At 62.2% G+C, this 19,130-nt stretch carries 22 protein-coding genes; 8 read left to right on the forward strand and 14 right to left on the reverse strand.

Features of this window, described 5'->3' with window-relative positions:
* Positions 1-161 precede the first annotated feature (161 nt).
* A complete protein-coding gene (locus ACGYLY_RS03005; protein WP_395283045.1) occupies positions 162-938 on the forward strand; it encodes an alpha/beta fold hydrolase in 777 nt (258 codons plus the stop codon).
* A 24-nt stretch (positions 939-962) separates the two neighbouring features.
* On the opposite strand, the gene panB is transcribed toward ACGYLY_RS03005, so the two are convergent.
* Complete coding sequence (gene panB / locus ACGYLY_RS03010) at positions 963-1,772, reverse strand: 3-methyl-2-oxobutanoate hydroxymethyltransferase (RefSeq protein WP_395283044.1); 810 nt, start codon at positions 1,770-1,772, stop codon at positions 963-965.
* 104 nt (positions 1,773-1,876) lie between these two features.
* Between panB and ACGYLY_RS03015 the strand changes: the two genes are divergently transcribed.
* Positions 1,877-2,128: a DUF5822 domain-containing protein gene (locus tag ACGYLY_RS03015; protein ID WP_231182702.1), complete on the forward strand. Its 252-nt coding sequence runs from the start codon at positions 1,877-1,879 to the stop codon at positions 2,126-2,128.
* A 191-nt stretch (positions 2,129-2,319) separates the two neighbouring features.
* A complete protein-coding gene (locus ACGYLY_RS03020; protein WP_395283043.1) occupies positions 2,320-2,970 on the forward strand; it encodes a helix-turn-helix domain-containing protein in 651 nt (216 codons plus the stop codon).
* A gap of 10 nt (positions 2,971-2,980) precedes the next feature.
* Here the strand turns inward: ACGYLY_RS03020 and ACGYLY_RS03025 are convergent, their stop codons facing one another.
* Both ACGYLY_RS03025 and ACGYLY_RS03030 read right to left on the reverse strand, forming a co-directional pair.
* Positions 2,981-3,499, reverse strand: a complete 519-nt coding sequence (locus tag ACGYLY_RS03025; RefSeq protein WP_395283042.1) for an HAD family hydrolase — start codon at positions 3,497-3,499, stop codon at positions 2,981-2,983.
* A gap of 70 nt (positions 3,500-3,569) precedes the next feature.
* The gene (locus tag ACGYLY_RS03030; protein ID WP_395283041.1) at positions 3,570-4,694 is read right to left on the reverse strand and encodes an acyl-CoA dehydrogenase family protein; all 1,125 of its coding nucleotides are present in this window, start codon (positions 4,692-4,694) and stop codon (positions 3,570-3,572) included.
* A gap of 176 nt (positions 4,695-4,870) precedes the next feature.
* Between ACGYLY_RS03030 and ACGYLY_RS03035 the strand changes: the two genes are divergently transcribed.
* The 4 genes from ACGYLY_RS03035 (at position 4,871) to ACGYLY_RS03050 (ending at position 7,189) form a co-directional block, all read left to right on the forward strand.
* Positions 4,871-5,434: a hypothetical protein gene (locus ACGYLY_RS03035; protein ID WP_395283040.1), complete on the forward strand. Its 564-nt coding sequence runs from the start codon at positions 4,871-4,873 to the stop codon at positions 5,432-5,434.
* Between the two features lie 98 nt (positions 5,435-5,532).
* Positions 5,533-6,390, forward strand: coding sequence for a hypothetical protein (locus tag ACGYLY_RS03040; protein WP_395283039.1), 858 nt, complete (start codon positions 5,533-5,535; stop codon positions 6,388-6,390).
* Positions 6,391-6,495: 105 nt separating this feature from the next.
* On the forward strand, positions 6,496-6,696 hold the full coding sequence (locus ACGYLY_RS03045; protein WP_395283038.1) for a hypothetical protein: 201 nt from the start codon (positions 6,496-6,498) through the stop codon (positions 6,694-6,696).
* A 55-nt stretch (positions 6,697-6,751) separates the two neighbouring features.
* Positions 6,752-7,189 carry an NUDIX hydrolase gene (locus tag ACGYLY_RS03050; RefSeq protein ID WP_395283037.1) on the forward strand — a complete coding sequence of 146 codons (438 nt, stop codon included), beginning with the start codon at positions 6,752-6,754 and terminating at the stop codon, positions 7,187-7,189.
* A gap of 1 nt (position 7,190) precedes the next feature.
* Here the strand turns inward: ACGYLY_RS03050 and ACGYLY_RS03055 are convergent, their stop codons facing one another.
* The 10 genes from ACGYLY_RS03055 to ACGYLY_RS03100 all read right to left on the reverse strand — a co-directional run bounded on the left by ACGYLY_RS03055 (position 7,191) and on the right by ACGYLY_RS03100 (position 17,070).
* On the reverse strand, positions 7,191-8,162 hold the full coding sequence (locus tag ACGYLY_RS03055) for a sugar phosphate isomerase/epimerase family protein (protein ID WP_395283036.1): 972 nt from the start codon (positions 8,160-8,162) through the stop codon (positions 7,191-7,193).
* A gap of 110 nt (positions 8,163-8,272) precedes the next feature.
* Positions 8,273-9,346: a Gfo/Idh/MocA family protein gene (locus ACGYLY_RS03060; RefSeq protein WP_395283035.1), complete on the reverse strand. Its 1,074-nt coding sequence runs from the start codon at positions 9,344-9,346 to the stop codon at positions 8,273-8,275.
* Between the two features lie 128 nt (positions 9,347-9,474).
* On the reverse strand, positions 9,475-9,678 hold the full coding sequence (locus tag ACGYLY_RS03065) for a hypothetical protein (RefSeq protein ID WP_395283034.1): 204 nt from the start codon (positions 9,676-9,678) through the stop codon (positions 9,475-9,477).
* A gap of 1 nt (position 9,679) precedes the next feature.
* A complete protein-coding gene (locus ACGYLY_RS03070; protein ID WP_395283033.1) occupies positions 9,680-10,867 on the reverse strand; it encodes an ABC transporter ATP-binding protein in 1,188 nt (395 codons plus the stop codon).
* A 6-nt stretch (positions 10,868-10,873) separates the two neighbouring features.
* Positions 10,874-11,815 (reverse strand): carbohydrate ABC transporter permease, encoded by a 942-nt coding sequence (locus ACGYLY_RS03075; protein ID WP_395283032.1) that lies wholly within the window; start codon positions 11,813-11,815, stop codon positions 10,874-10,876.
* Positions 11,816-12,808: a carbohydrate ABC transporter permease gene (locus ACGYLY_RS03080; RefSeq protein WP_395283031.1), complete on the reverse strand. Its 993-nt coding sequence runs from the start codon at positions 12,806-12,808 to the stop codon at positions 11,816-11,818.
* 2 nt (positions 12,809-12,810) lie between these two features.
* Positions 12,811-14,268 carry a substrate-binding domain-containing protein gene (locus ACGYLY_RS03085; RefSeq protein WP_395283030.1) on the reverse strand — a complete coding sequence of 486 codons (1,458 nt, stop codon included), beginning with the start codon at positions 14,266-14,268 and terminating at the stop codon, positions 12,811-12,813.
* A 330-nt stretch (positions 14,269-14,598) separates the two neighbouring features.
* A complete protein-coding gene (locus ACGYLY_RS03090; RefSeq protein ID WP_395283029.1) occupies positions 14,599-15,585 on the reverse strand; it encodes an aldo/keto reductase in 987 nt (328 codons plus the stop codon).
* Between the two features lie 58 nt (positions 15,586-15,643).
* The gene (locus ACGYLY_RS03095; RefSeq protein ID WP_395283028.1) at positions 15,644-15,814 is read right to left on the reverse strand and encodes a hypothetical protein; all 171 of its coding nucleotides are present in this window, start codon (positions 15,812-15,814) and stop codon (positions 15,644-15,646) included.
* Entirely contained in the window at positions 15,805-17,070 is a 1,266-nt protein-coding gene (locus ACGYLY_RS03100; RefSeq protein ID WP_395283027.1) for a DUF6498-containing protein, read from the reverse strand. Before ACGYLY_RS03100 ends, ACGYLY_RS03095 begins: the two co-directional genes overlap by 10 nt.
* Positions 17,071-17,215: 145 nt before the next feature.
* Here ACGYLY_RS03100 and ACGYLY_RS03105 point away from each other — a divergent pair, with 145 nt between their 5' ends.
* Positions 17,216-18,007: a hypothetical protein gene (locus tag ACGYLY_RS03105; protein WP_395283026.1), complete on the forward strand. Its 792-nt coding sequence runs from the start codon at positions 17,216-17,218 to the stop codon at positions 18,005-18,007.
* A gap of 39 nt (positions 18,008-18,046) precedes the next feature.
* On the opposite strand, the gene trmB is transcribed toward ACGYLY_RS03105, so the two are convergent.
* Entirely contained in the window at positions 18,047-19,108 is a 1,062-nt protein-coding gene (trmB, locus tag ACGYLY_RS03110; RefSeq protein WP_395283025.1) for an HTH-type sugar sensing transcriptional regulator TrmB, read from the reverse strand.
* Between the last annotated feature and the right edge of the window lie 22 nt (positions 19,109-19,130).

The following is a 19,130-nucleotide window of genomic DNA, read 5'->3' on the forward strand; positions in this document are numbered from 1 at the left end:
ACAATAGTATATAAACCTTTCGTATATTAGGGTGGCGCTGTACATCGATTCCTGAATTAGGAACGAAATGCGGTTCACGAAGAACGGTTCGATTTCGCCCCCGATCGTAGCCGGAAGTCCGAGGTCGAACTTTATGCTTCGCGCACGAGAATGAAACACACATGGAGTCAGTCACACATCAGGGACGGACGACCGCGTACCGCGTCGCCGACCGCGGTGGCGAGGAGGACCCCGTCCTGTTCGTTCACGGAAGCGGCGGAACCCACGAGATCTGGAAGGCGCAACTCGCCCGCCTCGCGTCCGAGTTTCCCGTCGTCGCCGTCGATTTGAGCGGCCACGGCGAATCCGACGACGTTGCCGCGGACCCGGGATGGAGTACCCTCTCCGCCTACGCGAGCGACGTATTGGCGGTCGCCGAGGAGACCGGTGCGCAAACGCTCGTTGGCAACTCGCTCGGCGGCGCGGTCGCGATGCATCTCGTTCTCGACCGGGGATTCGACCCCGACGCGCTCGTCCTCGCCGGAACGGGCGCACGGCTCTCGGTTCTGGACGACATGCTCACTTGGTTGGAAGGGGATTTCGACCGGGCTGTCGAGTTCCTCCACGACCCCGACCGCCTCTTTCACGATCCGGACGACCGCTACGTCCAACTCTCGAAGGAATCCATGTATGCCGTCGGGCAACGGGTGACGAGCCGGGATTTCCACTCCTGTCACACGTTCGACGTGCGCGATCGGTTGGACGACATCGCCGCGCCGACGCTCGCCGTCGTCGGCGAACACGACATGCTCACGCCGCCGTGGTACCACGAATTTTTGGCCGAGAACGTACGGGACGGGGAGTACGCGGAACTGGAAGACGCGGCTCACCTCGCCATGCTCGAAACGCCCGACGCGTTCAACGAGACGCTCGTGGAGTTCCTCGCGGAGCGTCGATAGGACCGGAAAATAGCGGCTGGCCGTTCAGTAGACGTCGTCCAGTTCCTCTTCGACGTGGCTGTGTTCCTCGGCCGGGAACTCGCCGGACTCGACCTCGTCGCGGAAGGCCGACACCGCGCGCTTCATCTCGCCTCGAACGTCGCCGAACTGCTTCGAGAACGGCGGACTCCAGTCTCCCAATCCGACCGCATCGTTGATCACGAGGACCTGTCCGTCGGTGTCCGGTCCCGCGCCGATACCGATGGTCGGAATGTCGAGTTCGTCCGTGACCGACGCCGCGAGGTTCGCCGGGACGTGTTCGAGGACGAGCGAAAACGCCCCCGCATCCTCGTGTTTCCGTGCGAGTTCGAGGATTTCGTCGGCGTCCTCCCGCGACGTACCCTGTCGAAGGTGGCCCAACTGGTTGACCTTCTGCGGGGTGAGTCCGAGGTGAGCCATCACCGGGATGCCGAGGTTCGAAAGCGTCTCCGTCAGTTCGACGGTGTGCGGTCCGCTCTCGATTTTGACGGCGTTCGCGCCCTCCTCCTTCAACATTCGCCCCGCGTTCTCGACGGCGCTTTTCTCGTCGTAGCCGAAGCCGAGGAAGGGCAGGTCGGCGACGACGAGGGCGTCTTCGGTCCCCCGGACGACCGCACCGGTTCGACTGGCGATCTCGTCCACCGTTACCGGCAGCGTCGAGTCGTATCCGAGGGCCGTGTTCCCCATGCTATCGCCCACGAGTACCATATCGACACCGGCCTCGTCCACGACGGCCGCTGTCGGCGCATCGTAGGCCGTCAACATTGTAATCGGCTCTTTGCCCGCCTTGGCGCGGATGTCCCTCACCGTTGGCATACGTCGAACTCTACGGTCCTGCGGCTTAACGTACCCGGTCGGTGATTCGAGTACCGGAATCGGACCTGACAACGCTTAAGCCCGTCCGGTTCGCGGGTTAACCCGTGCCCGAGCCAGTCGAAACCCACACTCCCGACGGCATCGATTACGGATGGGTAATGCAGGTCACGTTCGTCACCACGATTCTCATCGGCGCGCCGATCGTCGCGTTTCTGGCGCTCTTCTCGGGAGTGTCGCTTCCGACGTGGGCATCGCGCGTGTCGTTTGCCGTTCGAGTCGGTGCGATAGTGTGGTTCCTCACGGCGATCGGCGTATTTCTCTACGCTCGTACCCACCAGACCCCGGAGAAAGGATAGTAATCAAAAACGTACACTGATACATGTTTCCAAACGAAACGGCGCTTTTTCTGCGAATTTCTCGATCAGTACTTTCTCGGACATGTTCTCGCACATCTCGGCTTGCGTCGGCGATTCCCTCATCCATAAGATTTCGTATCTATAATCTCGCGGCCAATAGCGATATTAAGGACAACTCCTGAGAAAAGGTCATGACGGGAACCATAGCCGAAGTGGCGTTTCCCGCCGATAGGTTTGCCCTCGGTCACACGCTTGCGGAACTCGATTCGGTTCGATTCGACGTCGAACAGGTGGCTGCCTACAATCGCAACCATCTCATGCCCTTCGTTTGGGTCGGGACGGATAGCCAACAGGCCATCGAAACGGCGTTCTCGGCCGACGAAACCGTCCGCGATTTTCAACTGGTCGCGGCGTTCGACACGGAATGTCTGTATCGGCTGGAGTGGGTCAAGGATATCGATGCACTGATACAGATACTCGTGGAGGAAAACGGAACGGTACTGGCCGCGACGGGGAAGGAAGATCAGTGGAAGTTCCGGTTGCTGTTCAGCGATCACGACTCCGTCACTCGCACCCACGAGTACTGTAATCGACGAGGAATCGACCTCGAACTCCAGAACATCCACGAGTTCTCCAAAGGGAGAACGGGACGATACGGCCTCACGCAGAGCCAACAGCAGACGCTCATGCTCGCGTACAAAAACGGGTACTATTCGATTCCCCGCAGCACGTCCGCGACGGACCTCGCCGAGACTCTCGGCGTGACACATCAATCCATCTCGGAGAAGCTACGACGCGGCCAGGCGAACCTCCTGAAGAACACGCTCGCGCTCAACCATTGACAGTACGCAACTAAACGTACTTGAACGCGACGCCCGCTCGTTCTGCCGTCAGCTCATCACGTGGAGAGTCGCCGATGAACAGCGCCGGGCCGTCGATTCCCAGCGCCCGAAGCGTCGCCCGAAGCGGTTCCGGGTCGGGCTTTCGCGTCGGGACGGAGTCCCGGCCGATGACCGCATCGACGGCGTCGGCGAGGCCGTGCGTTTCGAGGCCAACGTGGCAGGCGGCCTCACAGTTCAACGAACACACGCCGACCGGCACCTCGCGGCGGAGGAGTTCGTCGGCGTGCGGGAGGCGCTTCGACCGCCGAGCACCGAGGCACTCGTGGTCGCCGATGACCGATTCGACCGCCTCGCGGGCGTTCGCTTCGTCCGCCAAGTCCAACATCGCCCAGAGGTCCACGTTGCTCGCGTCGACGCCGTGGTCGGAGAGGACGACGGTGACGTCCTCCGCGACTCGCTTCCAGTTGACGACGAGGTTCACGAGCGTCCCATCCAAGTCGTACACGACCGCCGAAACGTCGTCTATCACGCTCGTCGGTAGGAAAGGAAGGTGCAAAGGGACTTCGGTCGGCGACACCTGCGAACGCTCGATGGACGCGTCAGCCGAGCAAGTCGCGGGCGATGACCTTCTTCTGAATCTCGGAGGTACCCTCGTAGATGGTCGTGATCTTCGAATCGCGGTAGAACCGCTCTACGTCGAAGTCGGTCGTGTAACCGTAGCCGCCGTGAATCTGTACCGCCTCGTTCGTGATCTCGACGGCGGACTCGCTGGCAAAGTACTTCGCCATGCTCGCGGCCGCTGCGTGGTCCGCGCCGTCGTCCGCACGACGGGCCGAATCGCGGGTCAGCAACCGTCCCGCCTGCAACTTCGTCCGCATGTCGGCGAGTTTGTGCCGGATGGTCTGGATATCCGCGATGGGCCGGTCGAACTGCTCGCGCTCCTGTGCGTATTCGACGGCTTGGTCGAGGGCCGCCTGCGAGAGGCCGACCGCCTGACTGGCGATGCCGATGCGTCCGCCCGTCAGGATGTGGAATGCCGCGGACAGTCCCTTGCCCTCCTCCGTCAGTCGATACTCGGCGGGAATTCGAACGTCGTCGAAGATGAGACTCGTCGTGTCGCTCGCTCGCAAGCCGAGTTTCTCCTCCTTCTTGCCGACTTCGACGCCCGCGTCCTTCGGGACGACGAACTGCGTGACGCTCCCCGGGTCGTCCCGGTCGGTCTTCGCGAACAGGACGATGACGTCGGCGCGTTTGCCGTTCGTGATCCACTGCTTCTTGCCGTCGATGACGTACTCGTCTCCCTCGCGGCGCGCTTCCGTGGACATCTCGGCCGGGTTCGACCCCGCCTCGGGTTCCGACAGCGCGAACGCGCCGACGGGGCGCCCCTCCGCCATGTCGGGAAGCCAGCGTTCCTTCTGTTCCTCGTTGCCGAACTCGGCGAGACACGACGTCGCGAGGCAGTGGACCGACAGCGCCGTCGCGACCGACAGCATGCCGTAGGCGACCTCCTCGTTGACGACGCTGTAGGTCAGTTTGTCCACGTCGAGTCCCCCGTACTCCTCGGGGACCGTCAGTCCCATCATATCGAGTTCGGCGAGGCCGTCCCACACCTCCTCGGGGAACTCCTGTTTCTCGTCGCACTCGCCGGCGACCGGTCGTATCTCCTCGACTGCGAACTCCCGAACCACGTCCCGAATGGCCCGCTGTTCCGCTGAAAGGTTCATGATGGTTCTTCGAGTGCCGGAGGAAAAAGGTACCCGTTCCACCTCGTCGACCGCCTCCTCGATGTCCATCGCTTCGGTGCATCGGGACGGCCGAAAACGACCGTCCGTGGACGACGAGACGGAGACGGATACGGAAAAGCGATACGTTAATCCTTCCGGCGTGTTACTGTGTATCTATGCGGATTCGAGAGTGGCAGGACATCTTACAGGACGTGGTCGACCGCAGCGTCGACCCCGAGGGGTGGCGGGCCGCCGGCGGACAGCGTGCGGGCGGCGTCGGGGAGGACCTGTATCTCGGCCATCCGAAGGCCGGTCTCTTCCATCTGAAGACCTACGCGAAGAACCCGTATCAGGTCCGCGGCGTCGGCACCCACGTCGCCCGAAAACTGGACGACGAAATCGGGAGCTATCTCCCGGAAAAGGAGTCCCGCGAGGGTCGGTTCGCGGTTCGAAATACGGAGGACGAGCGTCCGGACGAAAAGGAGATGGAGGCGCGTGCAAAGCGCGTCGAGGAGACCATCAAGGCACACGCCGACGCGCCGACGTCGGGAGCGGACCTCTTCGACGACGTGATGGAGGCGCTCGAAAGCCCGGCGTTCGGACCGATGGCGTTCGACGGCTACGACAGGCCGGACCAGATTTCCGACCTCGCCGAGACGTTCGAGGAAGAAGAAAAGTTATTGAACGAGGAGCTAGACGACCTCATCGACGAGGACGAAGTGGGTCGCGGGTTCCAGTAACGTCCGAAATTTTCGTTCGTACGAACGGCGGCTCCGATTTTTCACGGGTGGCGAAACCGATAGTAGCGCTGAGCGACTACCCGTGATAGTGACCTCGGATGCGTGTGACCCACCCCGACCTCACGGTAGCCGACGGTGAGTCGAGAACCGGCGGACGAATGATCTCACTCCTCGGTGTTCTGCTGTCGATAGTCGTCGTCTTCGACTTGTACCTCCGTGCTGATTCGGTGTGGTTCCCGGAGTTCATCATCGAGATGACGCTCTCCGCGATACTCATCTACTCGGGATACAGGTTATCGAGGAGCGACATCGAAGCGAGCGCGCTCCAGCGAATCGATATCTCCTGTCTCAAGGGGATGTTGGCACTCAGTGGCTTTGCGGCGGGCGTCATCGTCACCGCGAAAGTCTCCGGGTGGCACATCGCAAATCCCTACTTTCTCACACAGACTCTCGTGACGAGCGGCGCGCTGTTGGGGTTGGTCGTCGGCATCGCCGGAATAGTTGCTCCGATTCGGAACGAAACGGGCGGTTCGAATGTCGAGGAATCCGACTCGAACACGGCCACGCCGAGCGATGTGATCTTCTCCACCCTCGACGATTCGACACCGACGGACCCGGACGCGTCGGAACCTCCATGGTTACCGGTGGCCACCTCGGAAATCGGTGCGCCCTCCGGCGTGGTGGACGATTGGCTCTCCGTGCTGGCCGACCGGGAGTGCCGATACGTGCTTCGAATGGCGATGGATGCGCCCGACGGCGTCCTCACGGTCGAGGAGTTGACCGAAACCGACGAACTCAGACGGGTGTCGCTCGAAACCAACCTCCGGCACGTCACGCTCCCCAAACTGTGGGACGTCCATCTCATCGATTATGACGACCGGACGGGAACGATTCGGTACGACGGCACGCCCGCCTTCGAGGCACTGTTCGAAAGCGTCGAACGGTACCGGGAGTAACCCCATCCCGCCGGGATTTAAGCGTCTGCCAGTCCCGCCCTCTTTCATGCGTGGCGTACGCGTCGGTGACGAGAAAAGTTCAGCGCGAACGAGCAGGGGTCGATAATGGTCGGACCGATTTCGCAGGAGGAGCGTTCGGCCGCGATGACCCGTCTGAAAATCGGCGTCGTACTCCTCGTCGGCGCATCCGGCGGACTCATCGCACTGCACGGCGGCGGCGGTCCCGTCGTCCTCGTCGCCGCAGTCGTCGGCGGACTGATCGTCGGCACGCTGTTGACGTGGTACCTGACGTGGATCGTTCGCTGACCTTCGTCGCGGATTCGATACGCTTATCTGACACTCTTTGCTCTTCACGAGTCCGATGTCCGAACCCCACATCCGCGTCTCCGCTCGTGGCCTCGTCCGCCGCGGCGACGAACTTCTCGTCGCGCGGGAACCTCGCTCCGATGCAGATCCCCCGTACCACTACCCGCTCGGCGGCGGCGTCCAATTCGGTGAGCACAGCGAGGAAGCGCTCCACCGCGAGTTCGAGGAGGAACTGGGCGTCTCGCTCTCGAACGTCACCCACTTCGAAACATACGAGGCGGTGTTCACCTTCGGCGGGCGGCGACATCACGAAATCTGGCGCGTCTACGAGGCGGTTATCGACGAGGCGTGGCCGTACGAGCGTGACGAGTTCCCGGGCTACGAACCCGAACACGACGAACGCATAGCGTGCGTCTGGAAATCGTCCGCCGACTTCAGGGACGAGGACGACCCCGAGACGCTGTATCCCGAAGCGCTCGTCGCGGACCTCTGAACTACTCCGCCCAGTACGCCTCGCCGGGCGTGGTTCGGAACACGGCGCGCTGGAGCAGTTCCACGGCCTTCTCCAATCCTTCGCGCGAACTGGTGAGCGAGTCCTCGTGTTCGATGGAGAGCGCGCCGTCGTAGTCCACGAGACGGAGCGCGCTCACGATGTCCTTCCAGTGGCCCTCCCCGTGACCGTAGCCCACCGAGCGGAACAGCCACGAGCGGTTCGCCTCCTCGGTGTACGGCGTCGTGTCGAGGAAGCCCTTGTAGCGGGCTTGGGACTCGTACACCTTCGTGTCCTTGGCGTGGAAGTGATGGATGGCGTCGTGTTCGCCGAGGAAGCGGATGGCCTCCGGCACGTCGATGCCCTGCCAGTAGAGGTGGCTGGGGTCGAAGTTCGCGCCGACGCGCTCGTTGGTCGCGTTGCGGAGTTCGAGCATTCCGGCGGGTTCGTGGACCAGCATGTTCGGGTGCATCTCGATGGCGAGGTTCACGTCGTGGTCGTCGGCGAACTCCGCGATTTCGGTCCAGTACGGAATCGCGACGTCCTCCCACTGGTATTCGAGGGCTTCCTCGTGTTCCGACGGCCACGGCGCGGTGATCCAGTTCGGATACTCGTCGTTCGGACCGCCGGCGGGCAGGCCGGAGAAGCAAGTGACGGTGCCGACGTCCAACTGGTCGGCGAGCCGAATCGCCTCTCGGAGTTCCGTGTTGGCCTCCTCTGCCTCCTCGTCGTCCGGGTGGAGCGGGTTGTTGTGTGTCGCCAGCGCGCTGATTCGCATGTCGTGTTCGTCGAGGAGGTCGTGGAGTTCTTCCTGTGCCGCCTCGTCGTCCAGATACTCCTCCCGCGGGAGGTGCGTGTCGCCGGGATAGCCACCCACGCCGGGTTCGATGGCGTCCACGCCGATGTCGTTCAGGTAGGAGAGTGCATCGTCGAGCGATTCGCCGTACAGTGGTGGTGTGTGAACGCCGATGTCCATGCTTCGAACGAGTACTCCGTTCGGGAATAAAATTTTGGTGCGATGGGTTACAGCATCCGCCGACCGACGAACGTCTCCCCACGACTGCCGAGAACAGCGAAATCTACACGCTACTCCTGGGACAGTTGAATCGCCCGCTCGTCCTGCGAGGAGCGATACACGGCGTCGATGACGCGCTGGACCGTCAACGCCTGTTCGATGGTGTTCATCTTCGGCGCGACGCCGTCGCGCACCGCCTCGAAGAAGACGCGCTGTTCCGCCTTGTGGGCGTCCTCCTGTCGCGTCTTGACCTGACAGTCGGAGAAGTGGTCCGCGCCGACCATGCTCGTCTCGTAGATGGTGAGCGAGTCGTCGTGCTTGTCGAAACTCGCGCCGGCGTCCTCCCCGCGAACGAAGTACTCCTCGCTCGACGAGCGGTTCGCGGCCCACGCGACTTCCAGCGAGATGGTCCTGCCACCCTCACAGCGGATGAACGCGGTCACGGAGTCGTCGACCGTGAACGCGCCCGAGTCGGTGTCGTCGCCCCACATTTCGAGGTAGGTGTAGTCGTCCCGGTCGCCGAACTGCGAGCGGACCTCGCCGCTGACTTCCTTCACTTCGGGGAAGTCGTGGAGGTGCAACGCGAGGTCGATGGCGTGAACGCCGATGTCGATGAGGGCACCGCCGCCCGCGACGTCCCGGTTCGTGAACCACGACCCGCGGCCGGGGATGCCGCGACGTCGGATGTAGTTCGCTTCGACGTGACGCGTCTTCCCGAAGCGACCCTCGTCCTGATACCCTTTGATGACCTCGACGGGGTTGCGGAAGCGGTTGTGGAAGCCGACCATACAGAAGCCTTCGGCGTTTCGGGCCGCCTCCGCGATGCGTTCTGCGCTTTCGAGCGTGTGCGCGAGCGGCTTTTCGAGAAGGACGTCGAGACCGGCGTCGAGCGCGGAGATGGCGTACTCCTCGTGGAACTTGTTCGGCGTCGTGACGATTACGGCGTCGATGTCCGACTCGTACAGTTCCTCGTAGCTCTCGAACGAACGGGTGTCGTACTTCTCGGCGAAGCGGGCGCGCGCGTCGGGGTTGATATCGACACCGCCGACGATTTCGTGGCGTAGATCAGTGATTCGGTCGGCGTGATAATGTCCGATATTTCCGAGACCGACGAACCCGACTCGAACCGGCTCACTGGCACTCATAGTTACCGCTCACCGGTGAGACGGTGTTATTCTTTTCCTTTCGTCGTCCGATATCGCCGTTATTCACACGATCGTTACCACTAGTTCTCCCCTGTCGAACCGAATTCGGGTGAGCGAAGCGTGACACGTCAGTACAACTGCTGTTTCTTTTCTTCGCGTTCGCGTTCACGCTCTTCCTCCGCTTTCCGGGCCTTCCTGTCCGCGAGGTGGCCGCGAATGCTGGGAATTATCTTGTTCTTCACGTCCAAGCCGAACGAGACGACCCCGTACGCCCAGAAGAAGAACAGGATCGTTCCCGCTCCCAGATAGTACCAGCCGAGTTCGGTTACCATCTCAGTCGTCCCCCTCCGCTTCGGTTCCCGTGGGCTCGGTTCCGGCCGAGGCGAACTCCAGTCCGTGGGCGATGGCGTCACCCGTTTCCGTATCGAACAGGTGGAGGTGTTCCCTGTCGAGGACGACGTCTACGTCTTGGTCGGAATCGATGTCCTTGTCGGGGTCGACGCTCATCATCAGTTGGTGGGAGTCGTCGGCTTCCGCGTCCATTCCCTCCGAAGTCACGCCTCCCGTGAGGATGTAGACGAAGATTTGGTCCCCCATCGGTTCGAGCACGTCCGTCCGTGCCGAAATCGACTCGGTCGGAGCCATCACGTCGTCGGCGTCGTCGGTGAGGTACACGTCCTCGGGTCGAACGCCGAGCGTCAACCTGTCGTCCGTCGCGATACCGCCCAGTTGGCCGGTGTCGAACTGAACGTGGAAATCCTCCGTCTGCAAGCCGTCCGAATCGACCGTCCCCTCCACGAAGTTCATGCTCGGCGATCCGATGAACCCCGCGACGAACAGGTTCGTCGGTTCGTTGTAGCAGGTGAGCGGCGGCGCGAACTGTTGCAGTTCGCCCTTATTGATGACCGCCACTCGGTCCGACATCGTCATCGCCTCCGCCTGGTCGTGTGTGACGTAGACGATGGTCGCGTCGAGTTCCTTGTGGAGTCGCTGGAGTTCCGTGCGCATGTGGACGCGCAGTTTCGCGTCGAGGTTCGCCAGCGGTTCGTCCATCAGGAACACTTCGGGTTCGCGGACGATGGCGCGGGCGATGGCGACGCGCTGGCGCTGACCGCCGGACATCTCGTCGGGCATCCGGTCCAGCATGCCTTCGAGTTGGACGATTTCCGCGGCCCGGTCGACGCGCCGGTCCACCTCCTTCTTCTCGTAGCTTCTGAGCCGAAGGCCGAAGCTGATGTTGTCGTACACGTCCATGTGCGGGAACAACGCGATGTTCTGGAACACCATCGCGATGCCGCGGTCCTTCGGTGGAAGCGTCGTCACGTCCCGGTCGGCGATGGAAATGGTTCCCTCCGTCGGAATCGTGAGTCCCGCGATGGTTTCGAGCGTCGTGGACTTTCCACAACCCGACGGGCCGACGAGCGTGACGAACTCGCCGTCCTCGATTTCCAGATTCATGTCGTCGACCGCCGTTACATCATCGTACCGTTTCGAAACGTGTTCGAGGTTTACTTCACCCATTTTGTATCACTCCTTCAGTGCGCCAGAGGTAAGTCCACTGACGATTTTCTCCTGCGCGATGACGACGAGGATGGCGATTGGCAGGATGCCAACGATGCTCGCCGCCGCCATGAGGTTGTAGAACGATGCGTACTGGCCTTGGTAGCCAAGGATGCCCCACAGAATGGGGGCCCAGTGTTCTGCCTCCCCGTCCGTCATCAGGTACGAGAAGAAGAACTCGTTGTACACGTTGATAAATGTTAGCACGCCTGCCGTGGCGACGCCGGGTGCCGACAGCGGGATGATGACGCGGAACAGCGCGCCCAGTCGCGTGGTGCCCTCGATTCGCGCGGCGTCCTCCAGCCCGTCCGGAATCTGGCTGTAGAACGTCGTCAGGATGAATATCGAGAGCGGCATGAACAGGGCGCTGAACGGGAGCAACAGCGCTCCCGGCGTGTTGTACAGCATCGGCGTGCTCAGCCCGAGTATCTCGATGTTCCCGGTGAACAGCCGGAACAGCGGGATGAGGAACGCCGCCGGTGGGAAGTACGAGATGGCGAGGATGAGCAACATCAGCGGCCCACGGCCCGGGAAGTCGAGTCGCCCGAACACGTAGCCCGCGAGGCTCGCGAGCACCAGCACGATGGCGGTGGTCAACAACGCGAGCACGAAGCTGTTGAACATGTACACGTGGAACGGTAACCGTTGGAATATCTCCACGAACGCGCCGGGATTGAACCCTTTCGGGAGGAGACCCATATTGACGATCTTGTTGCTCGGCGTCAGCGCGAGGACGAGCAACCAGTACAGCGGGAACAGGGTGGTGAACAGGAAGAACACCATGACGAGGTAGAACAACCCTCGGTAGGTGCTTTCGGGGTCCTGCATCGACCCTTTCGCCCACCGTCGGAACGGGCCGAGGTTTTCCTCGGGGTCCGACGTCGTCTGATCGGCTTCGGCTTGCGCCATTTAGATCGCCTCCGCGCTCTCGCGGAACTTCACGATGTACACCGTTACCACGATGCCGATGATGGCCGCCGTCACGAACGCGATGGCGGACGCCGTCCCGTACCGTCGGACGCTGAACGTCGAGACGACGAGACAGGACAGCGACGGAACGGTCGCACACCCGGACATAGTCTGGATGAGGCCGTAAATCCGCATCGCCGCGATGGTACGGAACAGCATCGCGACCATGACCGTCGGGAAGACGAGCGGCAGCGTTATCATCTTGAACTGCTGCCACTTCGATGCGCCCGCGACCTTGGCCACGTCGTAGAGACTTCGGTCGACGCTCTGCAATCCGGCGAGGATGAGCAGGGCCATGAACGCCGTCGTCTTCCACACGTCGGCCACGATAATGATGGACAACGCCTCCGGGCTGTTGACCAGCGGCGTCGTCGAGAACCCGACCACGTTGTGAAGGATGTCGGCCCCGAAGCCGATTCCCGGTTGGAAGAGGAGGTAGAAGATCATCCCCTGAATGACGATGGGAACCGCCCACGGGAGGATGATCGCGACCCGCACCCAGCGCCGACCGCGGAAGTCCTGGTCCAACACGAGCGCCTGTCCGAAGCCGATGATGGTTTCGAACAGAACGCTGACGATGGTGAAGATGAACGTGACGATGAGGGCGCTTTTGAACGGAGAACTGAGGTCGATGAACGGTTGTGGTAGTGCGACCGTATCGAGTTTCCCCGTCAGCAGGTTCACGTAGTTCTCGAACCCGACGAATCCGCCGATCTGAGCGGGTCCTGTGATACTATCTGCGTGCAGTGACATCTCGAACGTCCGCAAGAGCGGCCAGAAGGCGATGACGCCGAGGAGCAGTAGGGCGGGAAGCAAGAGGAGGTACGCGAACTGCGTCTCGCTCAGGCTTTCGATCCACCGAACTGCGCTGGCGTAGGCACCCGACTTCGGCTGCTCTCGCAAGCCGTGTTCCGTTGGTTCTTCAGTTGCCATGATTATTTGTTGTAGTTCTCGATTTGGGTCAACTGGCTTTTCAAGGTGGACATCGCGGATTCCGGCGAGGCCTCGTTGGCGTACGCCGCGTGCACTTGCTGGGCCACCTTACCCGACTCCTGTGGCCAGACCGCCGTGACGGGGCGTGGAACGGCGTTCTGGCCGGCCACCCGCAATTGGTCGACGTATCGACCGATGACCGGTACCTGTCTCGCCTTCTTCGATTTGAGTAGTTTCGGTTCGGGCGGGAGCCAACCGATGACTTCGAACATTTTCAGCTTGAACGACGATTTCATCATCGCCCGGATCACCTCGAAGGCGGTTTCCCTCTTCGGCGAGTTCGGGTTGACGGTCAGGTGCCACCCGCCGAGGGCCGCGGCGGGGCCGCCCGTTCCCTTGTACTTCGCCTCGCTCGGTTTGACGCCGTACGGAATCGGCATGACGCCGAGGCCCTTTCCGAACACGTCGTCGGCCCCGTTGATGACGATGGAGTACGGCCAGTTTCGGTGCATGACCGCATTCTTGTTCGTGAACGGCGCACGTGAGGTTTCCTCGGACCACGAGAGGACGGCGGTCGGCGCGATGCCGCCCTCGTACCCCTGTAACGTTCCGGGTGCGGACGACCCGTGAATGAACGTCCGAATCATCTTGATGGACTTGATGACCGGGTCCTCGGCGACGGTCACCGGACGCTTCCCGATTGGCCCGAACAGGTTATCGTGTGAGCCGAAGTACGCGCCGCCCCACGAGGTCATGAACTCGTTGAAGTCACAACAGGAGAGTCCCTCGTAGATGTCCGCTTGGAACGTAAACCCGTAGTCCATGTCGTTCTGTTTTTGGACCTCCTTGGTCACCTTGGAGAACTTCTTCCACGAGATGGAGTTCGTTCCCCACTTTTCCTTGTCCGGTTCGAACCCGGCCTTCTTCACGAGGTCCTTCCGATACTGCATCGTCGGGAAATCGGGGAAGAGTGGGACGCCGTACAGGTCCCCGTTCGTGGACTTCGCGGTCTGGACGCTGGCTTCGAAGTAGTCGTTGTTTACCTGCTTCAGCAGGTCCTCCGGAAGGTTATTGCTCAGGTTCAACACCTGCTCACGGGCGATGAACGGTAACGCCCATCCGCTGTCCATGAGGAGTATATCCGGCTCTTCCAAGTTCGCCGAGAGCCATCGTTGGTACTGGGACTGTCGTACGTCCGTATTGCTCGACCCAGCGAGGACTTCGACGTGGATGTCCTCGGACAGGCCAGCGTTGTGAAGTGCCTTGTTTATCTCCCCCTGCGCATCCGCCGCGTCGGAATCGGCGGCCCACTTGATGGTATTCGGGTTCGCGGGTTTTCCTCGACTCGTACAGCCGGCGAGACCGGCGGCGGTTCCGGATACTCCGACGGCCTTCACGAAGGTCCGCCGAGAGACGCCGTCTCGCCGACGACCCCTATCACGTTCGCTAACACCCACCATGGTTTTGTAAGACGGAACTGCCGCATTTATACCTTTGGTGCGATTGACTACTGCCGTTGTTACCATTTCTACCCACGATTTATCACGTTCGTCTAACGGATATCTGTGATAGGTAAAACTATTTGTGGCCGATAATCATCATCTTTCGGCCGCTTCGTGTGAAAAGTGGCCGGCTTGGCCGGGTTTCGACGCGTTGTGAGGACCCGACGGATTCGGTCAACCTCCTCACTTTTTAACCGCTAATCCGCCGCTTTTCCCCCTGTTTTGAGGCAATAACTGCCGACATTCGTTCTTCCTAACCTGACGTTACACCTCCGTGACGTATCAGCCTCAGATGTTCGCGATGTCGCGTGACCAAACCGGCGTTTTCGGCGATTCGAGTCGTTCCACTTCCTCGTCCGAAAGCGAAACGTCGATGGATGCGACGTTCTCGACCAAGTGCTCCTCCGTCCGGGGACCGATGATGGGCGAATCGACGACCGGTTTGTGGAGTAGCCACGCGAGGCTGACCTGTGCGGGGGAAACTCCTTTTTCCTCGGCAACGGCTCGCACCTCGCCCAATACCGCCCAGTTCTCGTCGGTAAACCGCTCCTCCGTGTACTCGTCGCTGGTCGCCCGCCCGCTCGAAGCTTCCTCGTCCCGCTGGTATTTTCCGGTCAGGAACCCGCCGCCGAGCGGCGACCACGGAATGACGCCGACGCCTTCGGCGTCACAGACCGGCAGGAGGTTTTCCTCCTCGTGACGGTCCACGAGGTTGTACTCCGGTTGCATGCAGGCAAAGCGCTCGTAATCCTCGACGTCGCTTTCGTACAGCGCCTTCGTGAACTGCCACGCCGCCATCGTGCTCGCGCCGATGTAGCGAACCCGTCCCGTCTCGACGAGGTAATCGAGCGCGGAGAGCGTCTCCGTTATCGGCGTCGTTTCGTCCCAGCGGTGAATCTGATACAGGTCGATGTAGTCCGTCCCGAGTCGGTCCAAGCTAGCCTCGGCTTGGTCCAAAACGTGTTTTCGTGACAACCCCTGTCCGTTCGGATGGTCGCCCATTTCCCCGAACACCTTCGTCGCTATCACGAGTTCGTCGCGGTTGCGCCCCTCGATGGCCTTCCCGACGATTTCCTCGCTCTCGCCGTGCGAGTAGACGTTCGCCGTGTCGAGGAAGTTGATTCCCATGTCCATCGCTTGCTCGAGGAGGTCGAGGCTGGCCGCCTCGTCGTTCATCATCCACGGCCGTTCGCTCCCGAAGTTCATACAGCCGAGACAGAGGCGAGACACTTCCAGACCGGTGCTCCCGAGTTTCGTGTACTCCATTTCGGTCATGCCCGTTGGAGCGTTCTTCGAGGGGAGGTAAAGGGCTGTGGGCGAACTATCAAGGGGGTCACCAGTTCATCGCGGCGACCCAGAGGAGCGCCCCGAGAACGATGAGGAACGGCCCTCCGAAGAGGAGCGTGAGGATAACGACGCCGCCCGCCCCCATCTCGCCCGAGACGACCACACCGACCGGCACCGCAAGGAACGTGAGCGCGATGCCCGCCGCGGCTACGAACATGGTTCTGTCGGGGTCCTTTTGCTCTGCGTCCGTCGCGGACAGGCCAACCGCTCTGAAACATCGTTGACTTCCTCGAACGGCCCGAGCGACGGTACGTGTCGCTCCTCGTCGGCGTCCCGCCAATCGAGGGCGATGGTTCCGGTCCCGAAAAATCGGTCAATCACCCGCCGCGGTATCGAGGATTCCTCGATGTCGTCGATAGCGACCCGCCACTGTGGTTCGTCGAGCCAACGGTCGTATTCGACGATTACGTCCCCGTAACGCCGATACTCGACTGTTCCTCGGCGGAGGTAGTGGGTTCCCAGCTTCCCGAGGACGATGGACGAAAACAGCGCCACCCCGACCGCCACGACGGCCCATTCGAACACTATCACACCGAACGCGGTGAGGAGGACGGCGAGGTATCCCGTCCGACTCGCCAAGCCGGACACCCCCGGTACGATTCCGTCGCCGACGACGGCACGGGTATCGGGCCGAATTCTCTGGTCCGGCGTCCCGTCGGGCATCGACACCCGTTCTGGCGGGTCTTCGTTGCCGTCCGAGTCGAGCAGCCGTCCGACGATGCCGCCCGTTCGCTCGTCCGCGTACTCCGTTCGATAATTGTGTACTTCGTGGGCGAGTTTCGCCGCGACGATGACGCCGACCCCGACGAGGCTCGCCGTCCGCGCACTCCCGATTACTCCCGTGACACCCATCAGGAGCACGAACACCGCGATGTGCCGGGCGGTCGCTCGTTGTGTCGCGCGTGGGGACGTCTCGATGTAGTTCCCCTCGCGGATGTACTCCCGACGGAATTCGACGCCGCGTCCGACTACCATTCCCAGACCGCCGACCGCCACCGTCCGCACCATCGCTGGTGTCGTCCGGTTCCAGATGTCGAGTTGGGTGAGGAGGAGGGCACCCAGCAGGAACCACACCAACAACAGGACGTTCACCTGTGCGGCGGCGAACGGAACGTTTCGAACGTAGGCCGGTGGCCCTCCGCGCCAGAGGGGTTTGCCGCCGCGTTTCTCCCGCAGCTCGGACAGCGGAAGGTGCCGGTTCCCAACCTCGGGTGACCGTCGTTGCGCGAACAGCACCTTCGGCACGGACCAACAGGTAACGATACCCATCTCGACCCAGTACAGTACGAGGACGGCGACGGGCGTCCACCCGAACGACAGGACGCCGACGACCGGAAACAAGTTCGCTACCAGCAATGGAATAACGGTGGCGACTCGTCGGAGCGCATCGCGGTCGATCATGTGTCCGGCCATTCGAAGGGTGGATACGACCCGATGTGATGGGGGAGGGCATTTCGGCCAATATTTCCCAATCGTCCGATGTATGTGTTGCGTTCGAACGGTCGTCGAACCCCCGTCTCCCGAACCTTCAAACGCCCCCCGTTCGAACACCCTGCCAATGATTGACGGGCTTCGAAAGCCGGAGTACACGGGCGAAAGCCGCTGTTGGCCGTGTACCGCGTTGAACGCTAGCGTTCTCTTCCTCGCGTGCGCGTGCGTCGCCCGACTGCTTCCCGGGACACGTTCGCGTCGCCTCGGCGTCGCCTCGACGGTCGGCATCGTCGGTGGGGCAGCAATCGCACTTCGAGGCTACCTCGTCCCCGGTACGCCGGAGTTCGCGCCGAAACTCGTCGCGGCGTTCTCCGACTCCCCGGCTCCCCCGGCCGAAACCGGGTCACTGGCGGGCGACACCGACGAGGATGTCGGCGAGCGCGCGCTGTCGGAACTCCTCGATGCGAACATCATCCATCCCGACGGCGAGGGCCTCTATCTGGACGACCGATTCCGGAACGACTGGCGCGAGGAGATGGTAACCGTCCGGAACGGGAACCTCACGGCGGCCGTCCGCTCCGCGGCGTCGTCTCCCGTCTCCGCGAAGGCGGTCGAGAACGGGGAGTTCGTGGTCGTCTCCGCCGGCGGGGTGGAAACCGAACGCTGGCTCTCGCGCCCGGTCGCCGTCGCGGAGGTCGCGGCGGTGCGGACGCTGGCCGAGTTCGACGTCGACCCCGACGTTCGCGTACAGTCGGCGTCGGCACTCCGGTCGTTCCTCTACGACTGTCCCGTCTGCGACACGCCGCTCGAAGAAACCAGCGCGGACCGATGTTGCGGAAGCGGGCGTTCGAATCCCCTCGAAGCACCCGACGACGTGCTGGCCTGTCCGGAATGCGGTCAGCGCGTCTTCACGTTTTAGATACGTTCCCGCATCCGTCCCGTTCCCGCACCCGTCCACTTACCGCTCATAGGCCGGCGGTTCGTCCGTCCCGATTCGAATCTCGTGCGCTTCGATGTCTTCGAGCGCGGCGACCTGGCCGCCCACCGTGACCGTGCCGTCCTTCGTCTCGACCGACATTCCGGCGACGCGCTCGCCGCCTTCGAACGAAAAGCCGACGACCTTCCCGCGAACGATTCGGTCGCTTCCCGATTCGATGTCGCGGCCCTTGATGGTCGCGTAAAACTCGCCCTCCATTCCCTGAATCTCCTTGACGCAGCGGCGAATGGAGGCGTATCGGCGGGGGAACGTTCGCGTTTCCGCGTCCGCCGAGAGGGTCCGCTCGGCCGTCGTCCAGAGGACCGTCCCGAAGAACCCGGAGACGAGGAATCCCAGCGCGGAGCGGTTGAAGATGACGCCGTAGCGGTCCCGGTCGTCGCGAAGGGCGTCCTGCGTGGCGTACATCGAGTATTCGCCGTCCGCCACCGCGATGACGGGCGTCGTGATTCCGCGGCGTGCACGGGCCGTCGTCGCCACCGCCTCGTAGTCGAACTCCGCCGGATCGGGCGCTTCCGAGGCGGGCGTGACGAGGAGTTCCGTGCTCACGCCGGAGTCGATGGCCGCCGCGAGGTCGTCGGCGAACCGTTCCAAGAGGTCGGGCGTCAGCGACAGCGCGAGTTCGTACTCCGCGGCCTCGATGACGTCTTCGAGGTACCGAAGGATGGTCGAGCGCGATTTGACCAACGAGACGGCCTCGGTGTCCCGCGCCGGGGCGGTGTAGCGCTCTTCGAGTTCGGTTATCATGTCGCCGAGCGACGATTGCACGTCGGAGAAGGCTTCTTCGGGGTCGATTGCGATGACCTTCATCGGTCGCGATTCGCGGAGTTCGACCAGTCCGCGGTCGCTCAAACTCCGGACGGTGTCGTACACCCGCGGTTGCGGGATGTCCGTGTGATCCGCGATTCCGCTCGCGGTCAGTCGTCCGTGTTCGAGAACCGTGAGGTAGGCGTCGATTTCGTACTCCCCTAAGCTGAACCGTTCTCCGACTCGTTCGAGTGTCAGATAGAGGTCGTCGGAGCTCATTATGGAACGGGAATCCACGGAG

The organism is Haladaptatus sp. CMAA 1909, assembly GCF_043952005.1.
In the GTDB taxonomy this organism is placed as follows: domain Archaea; phylum Halobacteriota; class Halobacteria; order Halobacteriales; family Haladaptataceae; genus Haladaptatus.